The organism is Microvirga sp. BF8, from assembly GCF_059888585.1.
The window spans coordinates 2297354-2317129 of record NZ_CM187619.1; the positions used below are offsets into that span (position 1 = coordinate 2297354).

21 protein-coding genes are annotated in these 19776 nt (G+C 62.7%); 6 read left to right on the plus strand and 15 right to left on the minus strand.

What is annotated here, in order from left to right; translation table 11 throughout:
- Positions 1–54: 54 nt before the first annotated feature.
- Entirely contained in the window at positions 55–909 is an 855-nt protein-coding gene (locus AC522E_RS10965) for an amidohydrolase family protein (protein ID WP_500750486.1), read from the plus strand.
- A gap of 9 nt (positions 910–918) precedes the next feature.
- On the opposite strand, the gene AC522E_RS10970 is transcribed toward AC522E_RS10965, so the two are convergent.
- The 4 genes from AC522E_RS10970 to AC522E_RS10985 are packed head-to-tail and all read right to left on the minus strand — an operon-like array spanning position 919 to position 4855.
- Entirely contained in the window at positions 919–1677 is a 759-nt protein-coding gene (locus AC522E_RS10970; RefSeq protein ID WP_500750487.1) for an SDR family NAD(P)-dependent oxidoreductase, read from the minus strand.
- A 41-nt stretch (positions 1678–1718) separates the two neighbouring features.
- Complete coding sequence (locus AC522E_RS10975) at positions 1719–2543, minus strand: carbohydrate ABC transporter permease (protein WP_500750488.1); 825 nt, start codon at positions 2541–2543, stop codon at positions 1719–1721.
- Positions 2543–3478 (minus strand): carbohydrate ABC transporter permease, encoded by a 936-nt coding sequence (locus AC522E_RS10980; RefSeq protein WP_500750490.1) that lies wholly within the window; start codon positions 3476–3478, stop codon positions 2543–2545. Before AC522E_RS10980 ends, AC522E_RS10975 begins: the two co-directional genes overlap by 1 nt.
- Positions 3479–3520: 42 nt before the next feature.
- The gene (locus AC522E_RS10985) at positions 3521–4855 is read right to left on the minus strand and encodes an ABC transporter substrate-binding protein (protein ID WP_500750491.1); all 1335 of its coding nucleotides are present in this window, start codon (positions 4853–4855) and stop codon (positions 3521–3523) included.
- 144 nt (positions 4856–4999) lie between these two features.
- Here AC522E_RS10985 and AC522E_RS10990 point away from each other — a divergent pair, with 144 nt between their 5' ends.
- The 4 genes from AC522E_RS10990 to AC522E_RS11005 all read left to right on the plus strand — a co-directional run bounded on the left by AC522E_RS10990 (position 5000) and on the right by AC522E_RS11005 (position 8277).
- Positions 5000–5893, plus strand: a complete 894-nt coding sequence (locus AC522E_RS10990; RefSeq protein ID WP_500750492.1) for a dihydrodipicolinate synthase family protein — start codon at positions 5000–5002, stop codon at positions 5891–5893.
- Complete coding sequence (locus AC522E_RS10995; RefSeq protein ID WP_500750493.1) at positions 5890–6558, plus strand: GntR family transcriptional regulator; 669 nt, start codon at positions 5890–5892, stop codon at positions 6556–6558. Before AC522E_RS10990 ends, AC522E_RS10995 begins: the two co-directional genes overlap by 4 nt.
- A 46-nt stretch (positions 6559–6604) precedes the next feature.
- Complete coding sequence (locus AC522E_RS11000) at positions 6605–7540, plus strand: PfkB family carbohydrate kinase (RefSeq protein ID WP_500750494.1); 936 nt, start codon at positions 6605–6607, stop codon at positions 7538–7540.
- Between the two features lie 269 nt (positions 7541–7809).
- On the plus strand, positions 7810–8277 hold the full coding sequence (locus AC522E_RS11005; protein WP_500750495.1) for an Lrp/AsnC family transcriptional regulator: 468 nt from the start codon (positions 7810–7812) through the stop codon (positions 8275–8277).
- A gap of 207 nt (positions 8278–8484) precedes the next feature.
- Here AC522E_RS11005 and AC522E_RS11010 read toward each other — a convergent pair whose 3' ends face one another.
- The 11 genes from AC522E_RS11010 to AC522E_RS11060 all read right to left on the minus strand — a co-directional run bounded on the left by AC522E_RS11010 (position 8485) and on the right by AC522E_RS11060 (position 18581).
- Entirely contained in the window at positions 8485–9279 is a 795-nt protein-coding gene (locus tag AC522E_RS11010) for an ABC transporter permease (protein ID WP_500750496.1), read from the minus strand.
- A gap of 9 nt (positions 9280–9288) precedes the next feature.
- On the minus strand, positions 9289–10137 hold the full coding sequence (locus AC522E_RS11015) for an ABC transporter permease (RefSeq protein WP_500750653.1): 849 nt from the start codon (positions 10135–10137) through the stop codon (positions 9289–9291).
- Positions 10138–10166: 29 nt separating this feature from the next.
- Positions 10167–11285, minus strand: a complete 1119-nt coding sequence (locus AC522E_RS11020; protein WP_500750497.1) for an ABC transporter ATP-binding protein — start codon at positions 11283–11285, stop codon at positions 10167–10169.
- 40 nt (positions 11286–11325) lie between these two features.
- Complete coding sequence (locus AC522E_RS11025) at positions 11326–12366, minus strand: ABC transporter substrate-binding protein (protein ID WP_500750498.1); 1041 nt, start codon at positions 12364–12366, stop codon at positions 11326–11328.
- A 45-nt stretch (positions 12367–12411) separates the two neighbouring features.
- On the minus strand, positions 12412–13083 hold the full coding sequence (locus AC522E_RS11030) for an RraA family protein (protein WP_500750500.1): 672 nt from the start codon (positions 13081–13083) through the stop codon (positions 12412–12414).
- A gap of 12 nt (positions 13084–13095) precedes the next feature.
- Positions 13096–13902, minus strand: a complete 807-nt coding sequence (locus tag AC522E_RS11035) for a carbon-nitrogen hydrolase family protein (protein ID WP_500750501.1) — start codon at positions 13900–13902, stop codon at positions 13096–13098.
- Positions 13903–14040: 138 nt separating this feature from the next.
- On the minus strand, positions 14041–14952 hold the full coding sequence (locus tag AC522E_RS11040) for a LysR family transcriptional regulator (protein WP_500750502.1): 912 nt from the start codon (positions 14950–14952) through the stop codon (positions 14041–14043).
- Positions 14953–15163: 211 nt separating this feature from the next.
- The gene (gene otnI / locus AC522E_RS11045; protein WP_500750503.1) at positions 15164–15955 is read right to left on the minus strand and encodes a 2-oxo-tetronate isomerase; all 792 of its coding nucleotides are present in this window, start codon (positions 15953–15955) and stop codon (positions 15164–15166) included.
- A gap of 9 nt (positions 15956–15964) precedes the next feature.
- Entirely contained in the window at positions 15965–16600 is a 636-nt protein-coding gene (otnC, locus tag AC522E_RS11050) for a 3-oxo-tetronate 4-phosphate decarboxylase (RefSeq protein WP_500750504.1), read from the minus strand.
- On the minus strand, positions 16597–17883 hold the full coding sequence (gene otnK / locus AC522E_RS11055; RefSeq protein ID WP_500750505.1) for a 3-oxo-tetronate kinase: 1287 nt from the start codon (positions 17881–17883) through the stop codon (positions 16597–16599). Before otnK ends, otnC begins: the two co-directional genes overlap by 4 nt.
- Positions 17880–18581 (minus strand): FCD domain-containing protein, encoded by a 702-nt coding sequence (locus AC522E_RS11060; protein WP_500750506.1) that lies wholly within the window; start codon positions 18579–18581, stop codon positions 17880–17882. The genes otnK and AC522E_RS11060 overlap by 4 nt, the downstream gene beginning before the upstream one ends.
- A gap of 168 nt (positions 18582–18749) precedes the next feature.
- On the opposite strand from AC522E_RS11060, the gene ltnD reads away from it, so the two are divergent.
- Positions 18750–19685: an L-threonate dehydrogenase gene (gene ltnD / locus AC522E_RS11065; RefSeq protein WP_500750507.1), complete on the plus strand. Its 936-nt coding sequence runs from the start codon at positions 18750–18752 to the stop codon at positions 19683–19685.
- Positions 19686–19776: the final 91 nt, after the last annotated feature.

A 19776-nucleotide genomic window follows, 5' to 3' on the forward strand; every position in this document is an offset into this window, starting at 1 on the left:
GGGCGCAGGGTGCCGACCCGCTACCCGGCGATCCGAACCAGGTTCCCGAGACGATTGAGCGAGGCTGTCATCCTGATCGACTCCCATCAGCACTTCTGGCGCATAGCCCGTGGCGATTACTTCTGGCTGGGTCCCGAACTCCAGCCGCTCTATCGCGACTACGGCCCCGACGACCTTCTGCCGCTCCTCGGGCGTCATGGCATCGATCGCACCATCCTCGTGCAGGCGGCGCAGACCGTGGACGAGACGATGTTCCTTCTGGACATTGCCAGGGCCGCCCCCTTCGTTGCCGGCGTCGTCGGATGGGTCGAGTTCGCCGATCCCCATGCTGCCCGAACGATAGAGCATCTTGCCGACGACCCTTTGTTGGTCGGGCTTCGCCCTATGGTCCAGGATATCTCCGACGACGAATGGCTGCTCCGTCCTGATCTTGCGGCGGCGTTCCATGCGTTGATCGCGCAACGCCTCGTTTTCGACGCACTCGTCCTTCCGCGGCACCTGTCGCGATTGCTCGCGCTCGCAGATCGGTATCCGGGTCTGACCATTGTCGTGGATCACGGAGCGAAGCCAGCGATCCGGGAGGGGCATCTCGACCCGTGGCGGGCTGATATGGCGGCCGTCGCCGAGCGGCCGAACATCGTGTGTAAATTGTCCGGCCTCGCAACGGAGGCACACCCGGACTGGAGGGTCGACGACCTGCGGCCCTACGTGACTCACCTCCTCGATGTCTTCGGTCCTGACCGGCTTCTCTGGGGAAGCGACTGGCCGGTGGTCAATTTGGCGGGAGGATATGATCGCTGGTGGAGCGCCGCCCAGGAACTGCTGGCTCCGCTCTCCGGGACGGCGCAGGCAGCGGTGCTCGGAGGCAACGCGGAGCAGATCTATCTCGGACGCCGCGGGCGACCGTGACGATGCCCGTCACACCCAACCGCCGTCGACCACATACTGTTGGTTCGTGCAGGCCGACGCCTCTTCCGACGCCAGGAAGACCGTGAACCGGGCCACTTCGTCCGGCATCAGCTTCCGCTTGAGGCACTGCCGCTGCATCAGTTCCTCCTCGCTCTCCGGCGTGAGCCATTTCTCGACCTGGCGCTGGGTCATGATCCAGCCCGGCGCAATGGCGTTGACGCGGATATTGTAGGGACCGTAATCCCGTGCCAGGGAACGCGTGAGGCCGAGGACGGCAGATTTCGCGGCCGTATAGACGGCCATTCCGCCCTGCCCCACCATCCAGGACACCGACCCGAAATTGATGATGACTCCCTGGTTTGCTGCCTGCATATCGGCCAGTACGGCCTGGGCAGCGAAGAACTGGTGCTTGAGGTTCACCGCGATGCGATCGTCCCAGTATTCGGGTGTGACGTCCGGAGTGGGATGGCGCTCGTCATGCGCGGCGTTGTTGACGAGAACCTGTATGGGGCCGAGCGTCTCCCTGATGCTGCCGACGGCCGCGCGCAAGGCCGCGATATCCTTGAGGTCGGCATACTCGAAATGGACGCTCAGGCCTCTCGCCGTCAGCTCGTTCGCGAGTTTTTCCGATGCGTCGCGGGCGATATCGACGAAGGCGACCTTGCAGTGCTGTTCGGCGAATCGTCGGACGATGGCCTCGCCGATGCCCGAACCGCCACCCGTTACCAGCACGACCTTACCGTTCAGATCCGTATAGATCGCAGCCATCGATCCCCTCCCGCCGGCAAACCGAATTTTCCCTGTCGGGCCTAACCGCCCTTGACCGCCCCGGCCGTCAGCCCTGCCACAATCTGGCGCTGTGCGACAACGGTCAGGATGAGCACGGGCAACGTCACGATCAACGCCGCCGCCGCCAACGGTCCCCAGCTCAATTGTTCGAAGGACAGCATGTTGTAAACCGCGACCGGCAGCGTGCGCGTCTCACGCCCCGCCAGGACGACACCGAAGACGAAATTGTTCCAGGAGAAGATCACCGCCAGGATGAAGGCGACCGTGATACCGGGTTTTGCAATCGGCAAGGCCACATATCGGAACACCTCCCAGTTGCTGGCACCGTCGATGACGGCCGCTTCCTCCAGTTCGAGGGGGGTCGTTTCGAAGTATCCGATCATAATCCAGATCACGATAGGGACCGTGATCACCAGATGAGCGATGATCTGTGGCAGAAGGGTTCCCATCAGCCCTAGCCACTGAAACAGCAGGAACAGCGGGATCAGGTAGGACAGGCCCGGGGTCATGCGGGCGATGAGCACGACGACGGCGGCCTTGGTCGCGCGCATGCGTGCGATGCCATAGCCGGCCGGAACACCGATCAGCAGCGCGAGCCCTGTCGCCGCACCGGTTACGATCAGACTGTTGAGGAAAAACAGGCCGAAGCGGTTCGATTCGAAAACGCCGGTGTAGTTCTTCCATGCGAAGCGCTCAGGAATCAGGATGGGAGGATAGGCCGCGTTATCGACCTCGAACTTGAGCGAAAGCGAGATCATCCAGAGAAAGAACAGCACAGCCGGAGAGACGAGCACCAGCGCCGCGAACCAGAGACCGACCGTGTTCAGGATACGTCGCAGGGTCATCAGCCACCTTTGACATCGGTCCATTTCGTCCGCTGGCGAAGATGGAGCATCAGGAGCGACAAAGCGATGACGAGCGCAAAGAACACGACAGCGATCGCCGATCCGTAGCCGACATCGTAATAGGCGAAGGCGACGCTGTAGAGATAAAGGTTGATCGTTTCCGAGGCGGTGCCCGGCCCGCCCTGGGTGATCGCGTAGATGATGTCGAAGCTCTTCAGGGCATCGATGGTTCGGATGATCACGGCCACCATCAGGAATGGCGCGATCATCGGCAGAGTGATGTAGCGGAAGCGTTGAATGACGTTCGCCCCGTCAATGGCGGCGCTCTCGTAGGGCTCGGTCGGAATGGCCGCGAGACCTCCGAGCACGATCAGCATGACGAGCGGCGTCCATTGCCAGGTCTCGACCAGGACCAGCGAGGGGATTACCGTCGCAGGATGAAAGACCCAGCTCTGAGGTCCGATGCCAACCAGCGAGAGGAGATAGTTCAGCACGCCGAGCTGCGGGTGGAACATCATCGTCCATACCAGTGCAATGGCAACCGGCGTTGCCATCATCGGCATGACGAACAGTCCACGCAGGAGCCCCCTGAACGGCAGCCGTGAATTGAAGATCAGGGCGGCCAATGTCCCGAGGACCAGCGGCAGGATGACGGCCAGGACCGTGTAGACCAGCGTGTGACCGATGGAGGCGATGAAGCGGACATCCGTCGTCAGACGCGCATAATTTGCCAGCCCGGCAAAGTGGCGTTCGCCCCCCACCGTCCATTCATGCAGGCTCATCCAGATCGTGAAGACCCATGGAAAGACGATGACCGATCCAACCACGGCGACGGCCGGCACGACAAAAGGCCAATAGGAGCTGCGCCGGCGAATGCCCTTCTCGGGCACCGCCTGCGCCGCCGTTCCCGGATGCCGTTCAACGATGGTCGCCATGGATGTCGCCCACTACGCTGTCCGGTCCGACATGCAGGATCATCAAGCCTTCTCGCTACGCTCGAGAATCGGTTTGAATTGCTCTGTTGCCTTCTTCATCTCCGTTGCCGGATCGCCACCCGCGAGAAGGTTGGTCAGGGCGATTCCGATGATGTCGCGGAATTCGGTCACCGGCTGAATGACGGGAAGACCGAGCTTGCTGATCTTGCCGGATTCCACCACCGCGTCGATCCAGGCCGGCGGCATCTTCACGCCTTTGCGGACTTCAGGATCGTTCAGGATCGAAAGGCGGAACGGAACGCCGCCGCCTGCCTGCAGCAGGCGCGCGCCCATCAGCTTCGAAATCGCCCATTGGCAATAGAGATAGGCCGCCTCCTTGTTCTTGCTGGCGGCAGCCACTCCGATACCGTCGCCGAAGGTCGCGGAGGCCTGGGCCTTTGGCCCGCGCGGCATCACGCCGTAACCGACCTTGCCCACCACGCGGGACTTTTCCGGATCCTCGAGTGGGGGCGCGAAACCAACGCCGTCGAGCCACATACCGATCTTCCCCTGCAGGAAGGCCGACTGGCATTCCGACCAGTTGAAGCCGGCGACGCCCTGCGGAGCAGCCTTGGTCAGGAGGCGCTGATAGAGCGCGGCAGCCTCGATCGCCTCCGGCGTGTCCGTCATCAGGTTCCCATTGGCGTCGACAGGGTCAACGCCATAACCGAGGAGGAAGCTCGTCCAGACGGGGACATTGGCATTCTTCAGGCCCCTGGCGACAAATCCATACGTTCCCTCCTTCGGGTCCGTAAGAGCCTCGGCCACTTTTACCATTTCCTCGAATGTCTGCGGATACGCGAGCCCCTTCTTCGCAAAGAGGTCCTTGTTCCAATAGATCATCCAGTAATCGACCGAGAACGGCAGCGACAACATCTGGCCCTGCTTGTTCTTCGCATAGAGCAGGCCGGCCTGGGAGAAATCGCTTTCGGTGAGGCTCGGATCCGTGAGCTCCGGATTCTTCATGAAGGGACCGAGGTCGGCGAGCCAATTGGCCTTCTCGAACTGGCGCTTCTGGACGTGGTAGCTGAGATGGACGACATCGAAGCTCGGACTGCCGGAATTCAACTCGATCACAGCCTTCTGCCGCTGCTGTTGTTCGGGTGTCTGCTCGGATGCGACCTGGATGCCCGTCAGATCGGTGAATTCCTTTTCGTATTTCTGAAGGATGTCGCCGCGCGGGCTCTTGACGAGGTTCACGCCGATCTTCGTGCCGGCGTACTTCTTCCAGTTTACATCGGCCAAGGCAGGAAACGTGCCACCCAAACCATAGGCGGCGGCAGCCGTGGTGCTTGCAAGGAACGTGCGGCGGGTGATCGATCCTGCAGTTTCAGCCATTGTCAGTCTCCTCCCGGGTTCAACGTTGCCGGCCTCTGCGGGCCGAGTTTTCGACGCTTGCAACAGATTAAGCACCATGTAACATGTCAGTGTCAACGCAACAGTTACTTGTGTTCAGCCTCCTGTCCGTCAGTGGAGATTTCCTTGTCCCTCAACTTCGGGATTAGCCCTGCGCTTGTCACACCGTTCGATCACGGTGAAGTGGACGTTCAGCGCCTTGCCGGCCATGCGATGGACTGCCTCGCCCGCGGGTGCCGCACTGCAACAGTATTCGGCACGACGGGAGAAGGGCCTTCCGTCGGCGCAAAAGAACGCAACGCCGTTGCGGAAAAACTCATCGAACTCGGAGTCGCGCCGGGGCATCTCGTCGAGGGTGTGATTGCCTGCTCTGTCGAAGAAGCAGTCTACAGCACCGGCCAGGCTCTGCGCCGCGGAGCCCACGCGGTATTGCTGGCGCCACCGTACTACTTCCGCCCGGTACCCGACGAAGCGATCTTCGCCTGGTATGCTTCAGTCTTCGAAGGTGTCGGCGCGGCGCTGCGCAGCATCATCCTGTATCATATTCCTGGCATGACCGGGGTGCCGCTGTCTCACGCGGTCATCCGCCGCCTCGCGGACACATTCCCCGGTGCCATTCGCGGCGTCAAGGACAGTGCGTGCGATCCCGAGGCAACCTTCGCACTGATCAAGGCTTTTCCGGATTTGGATATCCTCGTCGGCGACGAAACGTATCTTGGCCGGGCCTGCGCCGCAGGTGCGGCCGGTTCGATCTGCGGGCTTGCCAACATCGTGCCGGAAGCCATCGTCGCGTTGGCCGAGGCCGGGCGTGACGACCCTCGTGTCGTCGCTCTCGTGCAACGGATCACGGGTCACCCCGTCATCCCGACGGTAAAGGCATTGGTGGCCCGTGTGCGAGGGGATCGCGCATGGGCGGCTGTGCGCCCGCCACTCGCAGCCATCGACGAGGCGACCACCGCCGATGTCGCGACACTTCTTGAGCCGTTCGGAGCCCTGTCGAAGGCTGTCGTGTCAGCATGACACGCCGCGCACACCACCCCGAACCGAAGCTGCGCGAAAGGGCCTACGACGCCTTCACGCATCATCTTTTACGGAGCGATATCAAGCCCGGCCAGTTTCTCAGCCAACGCGAACTCGTGGCCCTCACGGGCCAGCCTCTCGGAGCCATTCGGGAGCTGATCCCGCGTCTCGAAGCCGAAGGGCTCATCGTCACCGTTCCGCGCCGCGGATTGCAAATCCTGTCCCTCGATGTCGCCCTGGTCAGAAATGCCTTCCAGTTCAGGTTGATCCTCGAGAAGGAGGCGATCGCCGCTTTCAGCGAAACAGCCAGCACTGCAACGATCAAACGCATTGAAGAGGCGCACGAGACCATCATCGCCTCGGCCAGCGAGGGCGTGACGGATGAGATCGTTGCCAGAGCGCAGCAGGTCGACCGCGAATTCCACGAGGCTGTAATCGACGACCTCAACAACGAGATCATCTCGAAGGCCTATCGGGTCAACTGGATCAAGGTTCGGCTCATTCGTCAGAACGAAACCAGCCTGGACAAGGACCTCGTGGTACCGGTGATGCAGGAGCATCTCGTTATCATCGCGGCGATGAAATCGCGCAACACGGCTGCTGCCGTCGAGGCGGCGGCGGCGCACATCATGAATGCCCGGGCGCGGGCGCTCAGATTGGGGTGAGGTTTCAGTGCCGTGGCCGTGTTTGACGGAACCCAAGTAGTGCGTCATGGGCAATAAGCCGGTGATCTGCCTCGGGTGTGCCTTCTGGGACACCATCTTCAAGGTCGACAGAATCCCGGGAACCGGGACAAAGATTCTGCCTGAACAGGCTGTTCAGGCGGCATCCGGCATGGCGACCGCCGCTGCCGTCACGATTGCCCGCCTGGGCGGGCAGGTCGATCTCTGGGCCCGGATCGGCGACGATCCTGCGGGCGACAGCTTCAGGCTCGACCTCGCACGGGAGGCGGTCGGCCTTGATCGGGTCCGTCGCATCCCAGGAGCACGGACGGCGTTCTCGACGATTTTGGTTGACAGTCGCGGAGAGCGGCTGGTGGTCCCCTATACCGACCCCGCGCTCGATCCCGATCCGAGCTGGCTGCCACTGGACGAGGTCGCCGGCGCCGGTGCCGTGCTTGTGGACATGCGCTGGGTCGAAGGCGCGACGGCCATCCTGTCGGAAGCGAGCCGCCAGGGCGTCCCGACCGTCGTGGACGCGGACGTCGCCCCGCCGAACGTGCTTCGCGAATTGACGTCCCTTGCAGATCATGTCCTCTTTTCGGAGCCTGCCCTGCTCTCTCTCGCGTCCAGTGCCTCGCCCGGACAGGCCTTGCTGGAAATCGCGCCGCAGCTTCGGGCCAAGGTCGCGGGAGTCACGTTGGGCGAGCATGGCGCGCTCATATGGCAGCGCAGCGACCCGACGAGCCTGAGTCATTTCCCGTCGATACCGGTCGAAGCCGTCGATACACTGAATGCGGGCGATGTCTGGCACGGCACCTATGTCTACGGCCTTGTGAACGGTTGGCCCCTGCCGCGTTCCGTGCAAATGGCCAACATCGCTGCGGCAATGAAATGCGAGCACTTTGGTGGCCGTTACGGCGCTCCACGTTTGCCGGACCTCCTTGAGCGCTGCCGCAACCTGCCGTTCAATCTGGTGGCGACGTGAGACCGCGGCGGCTTCGACAAGCGCGCAGGGATTTTCTGAAGGCATTCTCTGACATGCGCGGGGCGTGTCTCCACAGAGCCTCGCCGACGCTGAACGCTGAGTTGGGCCAGGACTCCGATCGACCAGAATGGACGGAACTTCCCTTGTCGTGAATTTCATTTTATCTAGAAAGTTATTCTCCTTGCGGCTCGAACCGAGCCGCAAGGAGGCGAAATCTTTCGACATAGCGCAAATTTCAAGAAAATGTTTCTAAGTTTACAGGACTCTTGATGGATGCCATCGACACCAAGATTCTCATGCTCCTTCAGGAGGATGCGAGTCTCTCGATTGCCGAGGTTGCCCAGAGGGTCAACCTGTCCCAGACGCCGTGCTGGAAGCGGGTCCAGCGCCTGGAGGCCTCTGGGGTCATCCAGAAACGCGTCGCGCTTGTCGATCCCGAAAAGGTCGGCCTCGGGCTGACCGTGTTCGTCTCGATTGAAACTTCGGATCACTCCGGCCAATGGCTGCAGCATTTCGCAGAATTCGTCTCCGCCATGCCGGAAGTCATGGAGTTCTATCGCATGGCAGGCGACGTGGACTACATGCTTCGTGTGGTCGTCCATGACATGGCCGCCTATGACCGCTTCTACAAGCGCCTGATCGAGGCGATCCCCCTCAAGAATGTGACCTCCCGTTTTGCCATGCAGCGCGTGAAATCAACAACGGCCTACGCACTGGAGCTGGACACCGCCGGCTAGGCCGGATCGCGCCTTGGGGCATCGTAGGGCGCTTCTGAAGGTCGACATCTGCCGCGTTTTCGGACGGCGAACCGGTTCCAGCCTTGTCTGAAAGTGGCCTGGGCATCGCTCTTCGTCCGTGTGACCCCTTATACCCCTGTGGGATATGGCCATATCCACCGGTCGCTGGCCGGCGCTGCTTCGTCCATGGCCTAGGCCTGCGAATAGTTACTTCACGAAGGTCTTGGACAGGCCGACCGTACGATCCACGATCATGACGACGCCGAGCGTCAGCAGAATGAGAAGCACGGAGACGCTTGCCACAAGCGGGTCGGCACGACTCTCCACGTGATGGAACAGCTCCACCGGCAACGTGGTCAGCCGCGGGCCGGTAAGGAAGAGCGTGATGACCACCTCATCGAACGACACCAGGAAGCAGAGGGCCGTGGCGGCGACGATGCCGGGCCCCATCATCGGAAGGGTCACCCGTCGGAAAACCGTCAGTGGGCGACCGCCCAGGGTCGAGGCCGCCTCCTCGCAGGCAAGGGGAAGATTGCCGAGCGTCGTCGCCAGCACGCGCAGCGCATAGGGCAGAGTGATGACGAGATGCCCGATGACGAGACCCCAGAATGAGCCAAGGAACCCCGCCGACGCAAAGACAATCAGGATCGCAAGTCCGAGAACGATGGTTGGAAGCAGCAACGGGGCGGTGAACAGGTTGTAGAGAAAGCCCGATCCTGCCGTTCGCATGCGGACGATCACATACGCCGCAGGAATGGCGATCGCGAGCGACAGAATCGTGACGATGGCTCCCAGGAGGAGGCTCGTCCAGAAAGCCGAGATGATCGCAGAGTTCTCGAGCAAGGCCGCATACCAGCGCAAGGACCAGCTCTGGGGCGGGAACGACAGGATCTGCTCACCGCTGAATGAAATCGGCACGACGAGGATGACGGGGGCAAGCAGGAACAGGAAAAGTGCCGCAACCAGGATCTTCATGGGCCACGATGTCTGGTGTGTTTCCATGATGGTCTCCTAGTCGATGGCGCGCAGAATTCGGGCATAGATGGCGAGCGCCGCTCCGAAAATGACAAGCACGAGGATCGAGAGCGTCGCGGCGAGTGGCCAGTTCAGGGTGACGATGGCCTGATCATAGATCTCCGTCGCCAGGAGAAAGACCCGTCCTCCGCCCAGGAGCTTCGGCGTGATGAAGGACGAAACCGCCAGCACGAAGCAGAGGAGGCAGCCGAGCGCGATGCCCGGGAGTGTCAGCGGCAGGATCACGCGCCAGAAGGTTCTGACAGGGCGGGCGCCAAGGGTCATGGCCGCCTCCTCCACCCGTGGATCGAGCCGTCCGAACCCGGCGAGCAAGGAAAGGATCATGTATGGCATCAGGATCTCGACGAGGCCGATCACCACGCCCGTGGTATTGAACATCAGGCGCGGCGGCGAAAAACCGAGACCCGAGATGGCGCCGACGATCGGCCCCTGATCGGCGAGAAGCGCGATCCAGCCATAGGTCCGCACGACGGCTGACGTGAGCAGCGGCGATATGACGAGCACCGTCAGGAATGTGCGCCAGCGCCCTGTGCTGCGGTGCAGGTACAGGGCGATGGGGTAGGACAGGATCAACGTGAGAACCGTGATCGTGAGGCTCACAACGACCGAGTTGACGATCAGATCGAGGTAGAACGCATCGCCGAACAGGCCAATCCAGTTCGCGAGGGTGACGGTCTCGCGGATGCCGCCCCCTGAGAGCGCCTCGTTGAAGGACATCCGTAGGAGATTGAGGACAGGCAGGAGGAATCCGACGGCGTTTACGAGCGCAATCGGCAGCAGCAGAAGGGTCGCCGTTCCGGCCCGGCCGAGAGCCGGGCGCGGCATGGCATTGACCGGCGCGACGACGGCCGTGCTCATGCAGTCCTCCCGAACACCAGGGTGTCGTCGACACGCCAGGTGAGCGAGACCGGCGCACCGACGGTGCGGAAGACCCGGCCGTGATCGGACGCTGCCTCGACGATCAGCTCCGCCCCGTTCACGTCCACATGGTATTGCAGCAGATCACCCACGAAGGTCACACGGGTGAGGCGGCCGTCGAGCCTGTTGCTTCCCTCTCCCGCGGTCCCCTGCGCACCGTCCGGTTCCGCAAGCCGGACGCGATGCGGCCGCATCATGATCTCGACCGGGCCTACCGGGTGTCCAGGGACACGCAGCACCGCTCCGCCGGCCGAGACGGTGCCATCGCCCTTGCCCATTCCCTCGAGGCGGTTCGTCCGACCGACGAAGGACGCCACGAAGGGCGTGGCCGGCTGCTCGTAGACATCGACCGGCGTCCCGACCTGCTCGAGCCTGCCACCCTTCATGACGACGACCTTGTCGCACATGCTGAGCGCCTCTACCTGATCGTGCGTCACGAACACAGCCGTGATTCCGAGGTTCTGCTGAATGTCGCGAATCTCGTTGCGCATTTCGTCGCGCAGCTTTGCATCGAGGTTCGAGAGCGGCTCATCAAGGAGCAGGATCGAGGGGCGTATCACCAGGGCCCGGGCCAGCGCGACGCGCTGCTGCTGACCGCCGGACAGCTCACGGGGCTTGCGCTCGGCCAAGGCCTCGAGTCGAACCATGGCAAGCGCCTCCCTCACCCGCCGTTCGATTTCAGGTTTCTGCACGGAGCGCATTTCCAGGCCGAACGCCACATTTTTCGCCACGCTCATGTGAGGGAACAGGGCATAGCTCTGGAAGACGAGGCCCATGTCGCGCTTGTAGACCGGCATCTGGGTGATGTCGTTGCCACCCACGACGATGCGCCCCTCGCTTGGATGGATCAGCCCCGCGATCATGCGCAGGGTCGTGGTCTTGCCGCAACCGGAGGGGCCGAGAAGCGCGACAAGCTCCCCTTTGGGGACATCGAGATCCAGAGCTGCCACGGCGAGGGCATCGCCGTAGCGCTTCGTAAGGCCCTGAAGGCACAGATGCGCGCTATGATCGTTCAACGCCGTTGGTGACCCGGTGAGAATCTTCTGATGCATCATGACGCGCTCCGAAACCTTTCGTGGGCAGTGGACGACCGGTTCAACGGCTGAGTGGAATGACGCGACGGCGCCACTGCTCCGTGATCTTGTCGCGGATCCCGGCGACGGCGATCCAGTCGATGTCGATCATCTTGTCCATGGACCCGGCGGCTGTCCGCGCGAGAGCAGTCTGCGAGATCTTCGCCTTGGAGTTGGTCGGTGCGTAGAACATCTCTTCCGTGAAAGCGGCCTGCGCTTCGGGCGAGAGAGCATAGTCGATGAAGGTCTTGGCTGCCTTGCTGTTCGGTGCACTTTTCACGAGGTTGATGGTGTTGATCTGGAAGCCGCTGCCTTCCTGCGGCAACACCACGCCGAGCTTCCCGCCCGACGAGTCCGCATAAACCTGCGCGCGGGCGTTCCACCCGATACCCAAGGCGGCCTGTCCGTTGGCGATAGGGGCATAGACGTCCGGCTTCGGATCCCAGGTCTGCACGTTCGGCGCCAACTCTCCGAGCTTGGCGATGCCCGACTCGACGCTCTTCTTGTAATCGTCGCCGCCCGCCATCTTGTTGGCGATGACGGTCAGCGTAGTGCCCTGGATGTCGGGCACGGCCGGGATGGCCACCTTGCCGGCATACTGTTTGTCCCACAATGCGTTCCACGAGGTCGGCGCGGCCTTCACCTGATCCTTGTTGTAGAGCAGAACCAGATTGTCGAAGGTCACCGCGACGCCGTTGACGCCTTGGGCCCTGGCGGAAGGATAAAGATCGGCGACGTTCTTCGACACGCTCTCATCGACCTTGTCGAACAGGCCTTCATCCGTGCCTGCCTTCGCGACCGATACGTCCATGATCACGACGTCGATCTGGGGGGCCGATTTCTGGGCACGGAGCGTGCCGAGCATCTGGGCCGAGTTCGGCATTCCGTAGAACTCGACCTTGATATCGGGATGCGCCTTCATGAAAGGCTCGACGACCGCCTTCGTATAATGATCCTGGAAGATGCCGGAATAAGCCGCCAGGGTCACCGTTTCCGCCCAGGCCGGGCTCGAAACCGCGAAGGCGATCGCCGAGATGCCGAGTAAGGTACGCATTCTTGTCATGGTCCGTTTTCCCTCTGTTGCGTGACTTTTCTCGTTGCCTCCGCGTCAGGCGACGCGAAGGGCCTTCTCTTCCACGAGGCGGGTGGCGCCGGAAATATCGGGCAGTTTCTCGCCGTTGCGCAACCGCTCGAGCAGCTTGATCTCGTTCTCCTGCATCCCGATGGCGCGCTCGGCCACGGCCTTCGCCTCGGAAGGATGCAGCACGATCACGCCGCTCTCGTCGGCAAGGATCGCATCGCCGGGCTCCACGACCTGTCCTCCAACCGTCACCGGCACATTGATGGCGCCTTCGAGGCCGAGAATTTTGGTGGTGATGGGCGACGGCCCGCGACACCACATGGGCATCTGGACATTGCGGATCTCCGAGAAATCCGTCGCGGGACCATCGACGATGCCGGCCTTCACGCCGGCGATCTTCATGGAATGGGTAATCACTCCACCCCAGCAGGCATGCCGGGTGTCCCCGCAGCGGTCGACGACGACGATGTCGCCGGGCCGCACGAGCTTGGTGAGATAGTGCAGGATCGTGCTGTCGGCATGAGGCAGCCTCACGGTCACGGCGGTTCCTGCAACACGCTTCTCCGGCAGCACCGCCCGCAGCTCGCGGTCCACGAAGCCGGAATGCAGGAAGTGACCGACGGTGGCAGTCTCCACTCGCTCCAGCAGCTCCACGAGTTCCCTGGAGATCTGCTTCGGCATGTCATTGACGATGAACATCGAAATTGCTCCTTAGGACAGAACGTGATGCTGGGCTACCGGCACGTTGCGGCGCACATGATCGATATAGTCGAGCTCGAGGCGCGCGGCGGTGCTGGTCACCCGGTCCGTGCATTGGGCGACGATATGCCCCCAGGGATCGATGACCATGGAGTGCCCCCAGCACCATTTTTTGCCATCGGAATTCGACAGCACCTGGCCCACCGCGAGGAAATAGGTCTGCGTCTCGATCGCGCGAGCGCGGGCGAGCGTCTCCCAGTGATCCTTGCCGGTCATGAGGGTGAAGGCGGCGGGGAGGACGATCACGTCCGAGCCGGCATCACGCAGCTTGCGGAAGAGCTCGGGGAAGCGAATATCGTAGCAGATGGCGCAACCGACGGTGACGTCGCCCACCTTGTAGGTCACGACGTCCTCGCCTCGGCTGATGGTGTCCGATTCCCGGTAACTGGTACCGCCCGGAATATCGACATCAAACAGATGGATCTTGCGGTAGCGGGCGAGTTCCTGGCCCTTCGGTCCGAAGACCACGGTCGTGTTGTAATGATTGTTGCCATGCCGCTCGACCACGCTGCCCGCATGGATCGTTACTTTGTGTCGGGCCGCCAAGTCCGACATCAGGCGATAGGCATCGCCGTCCGGAAACGTCTCGGCGCTGGCGTGGATGTTGTCACGGCCTTCCCCGAGGAAGGCATAATATTCCGGCAGGACGATGAGGTCGGGCGCCTCATCCTTGACTGCCTTTTCGATCATCGCAGCGGCGGTCTTGAGATTTTCCGCCTTGTCATTCTGCGAGTTCATTTGGATTAGACTGACTTTCACGTCCGGCCTCCGTTGGAACTGAGGCCGGAATGTGAGCGTGCGGTCCGAACCGTGGCAAACGTGAAATACTTTCCCTGAAGGACAAGTTTTGCTTGTTCTGCACTGCACAAGGAATCTTTTCGGCAGCGCCTGAGCACGTCACCAGGAGGCCCCGTCCTCCTGGGCTTCGGAAAATTCCCGTGCCACTTCCTGGGACATCCGGGCGATCACCGCCGAAATCAGGTTGCCTGGATGATCCGAGTAGACGGCGTGAAAGGTCAGCGGAGCAAAGGCCGGAGTGACATCGAGGGCCACCAGGGTGCCCGCCTCGAGATGTTCGCGGACGATGACGGTCGGGAGCGGTGTGATCCCAATTCCGTCCTTCGCCAGCCTCATGATCGTCGCCAGCGAGTTGGAATTGTAGATGGTCGGATTCTCGATCCCTTCGTCGGCCAGAAGCCGCTGAATGCGAAGATGGGCAATGCTGGCACGGGAATAGGCCAGGATGGGGTGATGGGCGATCTCGGCAAGACTGAGTGGCCCAGGTGGCAATCCGAGGCTCGGGCTGGCAAGCCATGTACAAGCGAAGGTGCAGAGGTCAAGGTTGATGATCCCCGGCGCCGTGACGGGCCCCAGGATCAATGCGAGATCGGTTTTGCGGTCGATCACCTCCCGTCCCAGATTGAGACTGGTGTCCGTATTCAGATCGATGGCGACGCTGGGATAGCGTTCCCTGATCTTCTCGATGAGCTGCGGCAACCACGCATAGACGATCGAATCGATCGTGCCGATCCTGATCGTGCCGCGCAGGCTACCGGGATCGCTGACCGCGTCACGGAACTCGTCCGCCACCCGGATCAATTCTTCGGCCTTCGGAATGACCTGCTGACCGAGATCGGTGAGGCGCACGCAGCGGGCATCCCGCTCGAACAGCTGTATGCCCAGGTCGCGCTCCAATGTGGCGATCCTGTTCGAGATGGCCGCCTGGGTCGTGTTCAGGCGTTCGGCCGCCGCGCTGAAGCTCCCGAGCCGCGCCACCCAGAGGAACGTCTCCACAAACCGAAGATTCATCCCTCTTCACTCTGCAAGGCACATGCCATCGCCAAGGTTCTCGTCTCCTTCCTCTCGTGGACAGACGCGATTTCCGTACCGGTCTCCGCCCACCGCATGAAGCGGCCATCGAGAATGCAGCTCCCTGCCACTGTCGCGTCAAAATCATTCTGTTCTGCGGGCGCCGGTCCCGCAAGGCTCCTGCCATCTCCTGTCCCGGCTCGATCTCCAATCATCTGCGAGAGCCCGTGAGATACGGCTGAAGCCACCCGAGACCGTCCTCCGTACGCCCCCGCGGCCGATACTCGCAACCGACGAAGCCTTCGAAGCCGGTCCCGTCGAGCACGTCGAATAGATAGGGGTAATTGACCTCGCCCAGATCCGGTTCGTGCCGTTCCGGGACACCTGCGATCTGGACATGAGCGGTCAGGTCCGCATTCGCCCGAATGCGGGTCGCAAGGTCTCCCTCCGAAATCTGACAATGGTAAAGATCGAGCTGCAGCTTAAGGTTTTCTGCGCCCACATCCTCGATCACCCTGCGCGCCATGGTCGTGGTATGGAGGAGATAGCCCGGGATGTCGCGCCCATTGATCGGCTCGATGAGCAGCATGCGACCTCCCGCGAGGCATTCAGATGCCGCGTAGGCGAGATTGTCCAGGTAGGTCCGATAACTATCACTGTCGCCCCGTCCGGCGGGCTTCACACCGGCCATGCAGTGCAGTCTCCCGCACTCCAGGGCGTCGGCGTAGGCCAGTGCTGTTGAGACGCCCCTGCGAAATTCGTCCGTTCGCCCGGGCAGACAGGCCACGCCGCGCTCTCCCGCCTGGAAATCCCCGGGCGGCATATTGAACAGTGCCTGCGTCAGGCCGTGCTCCTTCAGCCGGCCGGCAATGTCCCGGGCATCGAACTCGTAGGGGAAGAGAAATTCGACAGCGGTGAAACCCGCCACCGCGGCAGCTTCGAACCGATCGAGGAACGGGCGATCGGTGAACATCATCGTCAGGTTCGCGGCAAAACGTGGCACGATCGGCTCCTAGGTTCCGAACACCGCAGCGAGCTCGTCGAGCTGCCCTGTCGACAGTGTCCTGTATTGCGCTCCACGAAGCATCAGGAAGAGCTTGCATGTCTCCTCGACTTCCTCGGCAACGGCAACCGCGGCATCGAGTGTCGTCTCGCTGACGAGCAATCCGTGATTGGCCAGGAGAACGGCGCGCGACGATGCCGCGTATGGACCGATCATGCGGCCCGGGTCCGGCTCCCCAGGGCGAAAGTAGGGAACAATCGGCAGGCGCCCGAAGCGCATCGCCTGATATGCGGTCAGCGGCGGGAGCGCATTGGCGGCATCCACATCCGCCAGGCACGACACTGCTGTTGCATGGCTGGAGTGAAGATGAACCACGGCCCGGTCGTCCGGCCTCGCCGCATAGACCGCGAAATGAAGCGGAAGCTCTTTCGTAGGGGGATCCCCGGCGACATGGCGACCGTTCCTGTCCACCTTGGCGATGCCAGCGGGGTCGAGACGGCCCAGACAGGAATTGGTCGGCGTCGCAAGCAGTTCGTCGCCGCTCCAAACCGAGATATTGCCGGAGGTTCCGACGCCGAATCCACGCTCGAAGAGCGAGCGCCCCAGAAGGACCATCCGCTCACGCAGATGTTCTTCGTTCGTCATGGCAGCACCTGAAAAGAGCGGGTGAAGAAATCGGTTGCGCCGAAATTACCGCTCTTGAGAGCCAGCGCGATGGGCCGTTCGTCGACGGTCGCTGTCCACGGCACGCCCGGATCGATCTCGGGGCCGATCCGCAGAAGCCGCACGCCAAGGGCATTCATGACCGCCCCTGACGTCTCGCCGCCCGCGACCACGATCCTCCTCGCACCGGCGTCGACCGCCCGCGTGGCGAGGTGTCCGAAGGCATCCTCCACGAGATGGGCCGCCACCTCGGTCCCAATTCTCGACTGCGCATCGCGCAAGGAGTCGGGCTTGGCCGTCGAGTAGATCAGCACGGGCCGGTCTCCAAGGTTCCGGCGCATCCATTCGGTAGCTGCGTTCAGGGCGCCCGGATCGGCCGCGAGTGCGAGCGGATCGATCCTGAAGGCGGCCCCCCCGGCAGCCTCGAAGGCAGAGACCTGTGCGTTGGTCGCAGCCGAGCAGCTCCCTGCCAGGATGATGGACGGCCCAGGAATATGAGGGAGGCCGGCTGCCTGGCCCCCTTCCAATGCTCCCGATGACCGGCAGAGGGCAGGTACGCCGACAGCGATGCCTGATCCGCCCGTCAGCAGCGCCCTTCCCCGCGCGGCCTGCGCGATCGCATGCAAATCCTGATCCGTCAGAGCATCAACGACAGCGTGGCGCTTGCCTTGGCCCGACAGGTCTTGAAGCGCCGTCGCAATCGCCCCCGCTCCCTGCGCGACGATTTCCCAGGGTATGAGGCCGACCGCGTGCCGCGTCTGGTGGCCCATGAGACGGACGAGACTCGCATCCCGCATGGGCGTCAGCGGATGGTCGCGCATGCTCGACTCGTCGAGGGGCACGTCCCCGACGAACAGACGGCCCTTGTAGACGGTCCTCTTATTGGTCGGGAATGCGGGACAGATCACCGACAGACGCCGACCCGACGCCTCAAGGATCGCATCGACAACCGGTCCGATGTTTCCGTGCTCCGTCGAGTCGAAGGTCGAGCAGTATTTGACCATCACGTCACCAGCCCCCCGGTCGGCAAGCCAGCGATAGGCTGCGAGCGATTCCCGAACCGCATCATCGGCACGGATCGTGCGGGTCTTCAGGCCGATCACCACAGCCGACGCGTCGTGAACATCCGCATCCGGTACACCGATCGCCAGCACCGTGGACATGCCGCCGCGCACGAGGGTGTTCGCAAGGTCCGAAGCCCCGGTGATATCGTCCGCAACGGCTCCGAATGCCAGCCCGGCTCTGCTGGAACGGGGTTCTTTCATCGTGCAACCTTCCAATAGACATCCGCCGTCTGGTCCATATGGCTCGCCATGGCGCGCTCCGCCGCGTCCGGATCCCCTTTCTCGATCGCCGCAAAGATAGCGGTGTGGAAGGCCAGCGCCGTCTCGGCCTGGCCCGGGGTCCTCAGGGTCATCCGTCTCTGTTCGAGCAGCCAGTCGCTCAAGGCCAGAAGCGTCTCCTCGAAGATGCGGTTGCGAACTGTCCGGACGATTTCGGCATGAAAGTCGATATCCGTCCGCTCGAAGAGGGAGAGATTGCCGAGCGCGGCAGCGTTGCCATCGAGAGCCCGGCGGATTCTGTCGAGATCCTCCGGTGTGCGGTGGAGAGCGGCGTGGCGCGCGATGGCGCATTCGGCAATCTTGCGCGCCCCTTGGAGCTCGCGGATTCCGGCCTCGTCGTTCATGAACGCGCGCACTGGAATGGAGAGGCCCGACAGGACCTTGCGCGGCGTTACCCGCGTCACGACAGCGGGACTGCCGCTGCGCAGCCGCACGATCCCGGCCTGTTCGAGGGAGAGCAACGCCTCGCGGACGGCGGGGCGGCCGACACCGAAGGTACCCATCAACTGGCGTTCCGATGGAAGGGTGTCGCCAGGCTGGTAGGTCCCGTCCAGGATCATGGCCTCGAGCTGCCGCCCAATCTGCTCATGGATCTTGGGAGCGGGCGAGTGGGATGGCACGGATCCTGTCCGTTTCACTGATAATGCCACTTGTCATACCACCTATGAAGCCAATAGCATCGCATGCTGGCGAGGGTGTCAATAGGCCCGCGACGTTGCAGGCAGCAGCCTGTCGCACCGCGCGGACGTGGGCGGCTCGTCAGGCTTGCAAGGTCGGCGGAGGAAACGATGAGCTTTCAATCGGATGCGGCGAACACGACGTTGCCTCGCGTCGCCGTCATCGGGCTCGGCTCGATGGGGTTCGGCATGGCATCCTCCTTGAGGCGCGCCGGGTTCGATGTCGTCGGTTACGATGTGGACAAGGCCGCAGTCGAGCGGTTCGTCGCGCAAGGGGGCCGTGGCGCAGCCTCCCCTTCGGAAGCCGCCCAAGGCGCCAGGATCGTCGTTTCGGTCGTGCTGAACGCGGCACAGACCGAGGCCATTCTGTTCCAGCCGGATGGAGTTGCCGCGGCGATGCCGGAAGGCGCTGCCTTCGTGTCGTCGGCGACCATGGATCCGCAGACGGCGCGCCATCTCGCGGCGCGGCTCGAGGAGAGCGGACGTCACTATCTCGATGCGCCGATCAGCGGGGGAGCCCAGCGGGCTGCCGAAGGAGCCCTCACCATTCTCGCCTCCGGAAGCCGGCCGGCATTCGCCGCAGCAGCCCCCGCCTTGAAGGCCATGGCCGCGACCGTCTACGAACTCGGCGACCAGCCGGGACAGGGGGCGGCCTTCAAGATGATCAACCAACTGCTGGCGGGCGTGCACATAGCGGCCGCCTGCGAGGCGATCACCTTCGCGGCAAAGCAGGACCTCGATATCCGGAAGGTCTATGAAGTCATCACCGCTTCCGCCGGCAATTCATGGATGTTCGAGAACCGCATCCCGCACGTGCTTGACGGCGATTACCAACCCCGCAGCGCGGTCGACATCTTCGTGAAGGATCTCGGTATCATCCAGGACATGGCGCGCAGCGCGAAGTTCCCGGTGCCGATCGCGGCCGCCGCGCTGCAGATGTTTCTGATGACATCCGGAGCCGGGATGGGGCGTGACGACGATTCCTCCCTCGCCCGCCTGTACGCAAGCGTGACCGGCACGACACTGCCGGGCACGCCGCCTGACTGATCGCGAAGCAGGCGGACAAACTCCCGGGGGCGCTCTTCCACGCGAAGAAAGGGCGGCGATGGTGTCGCCGCCCGCAGCAATAGTCGCGTCC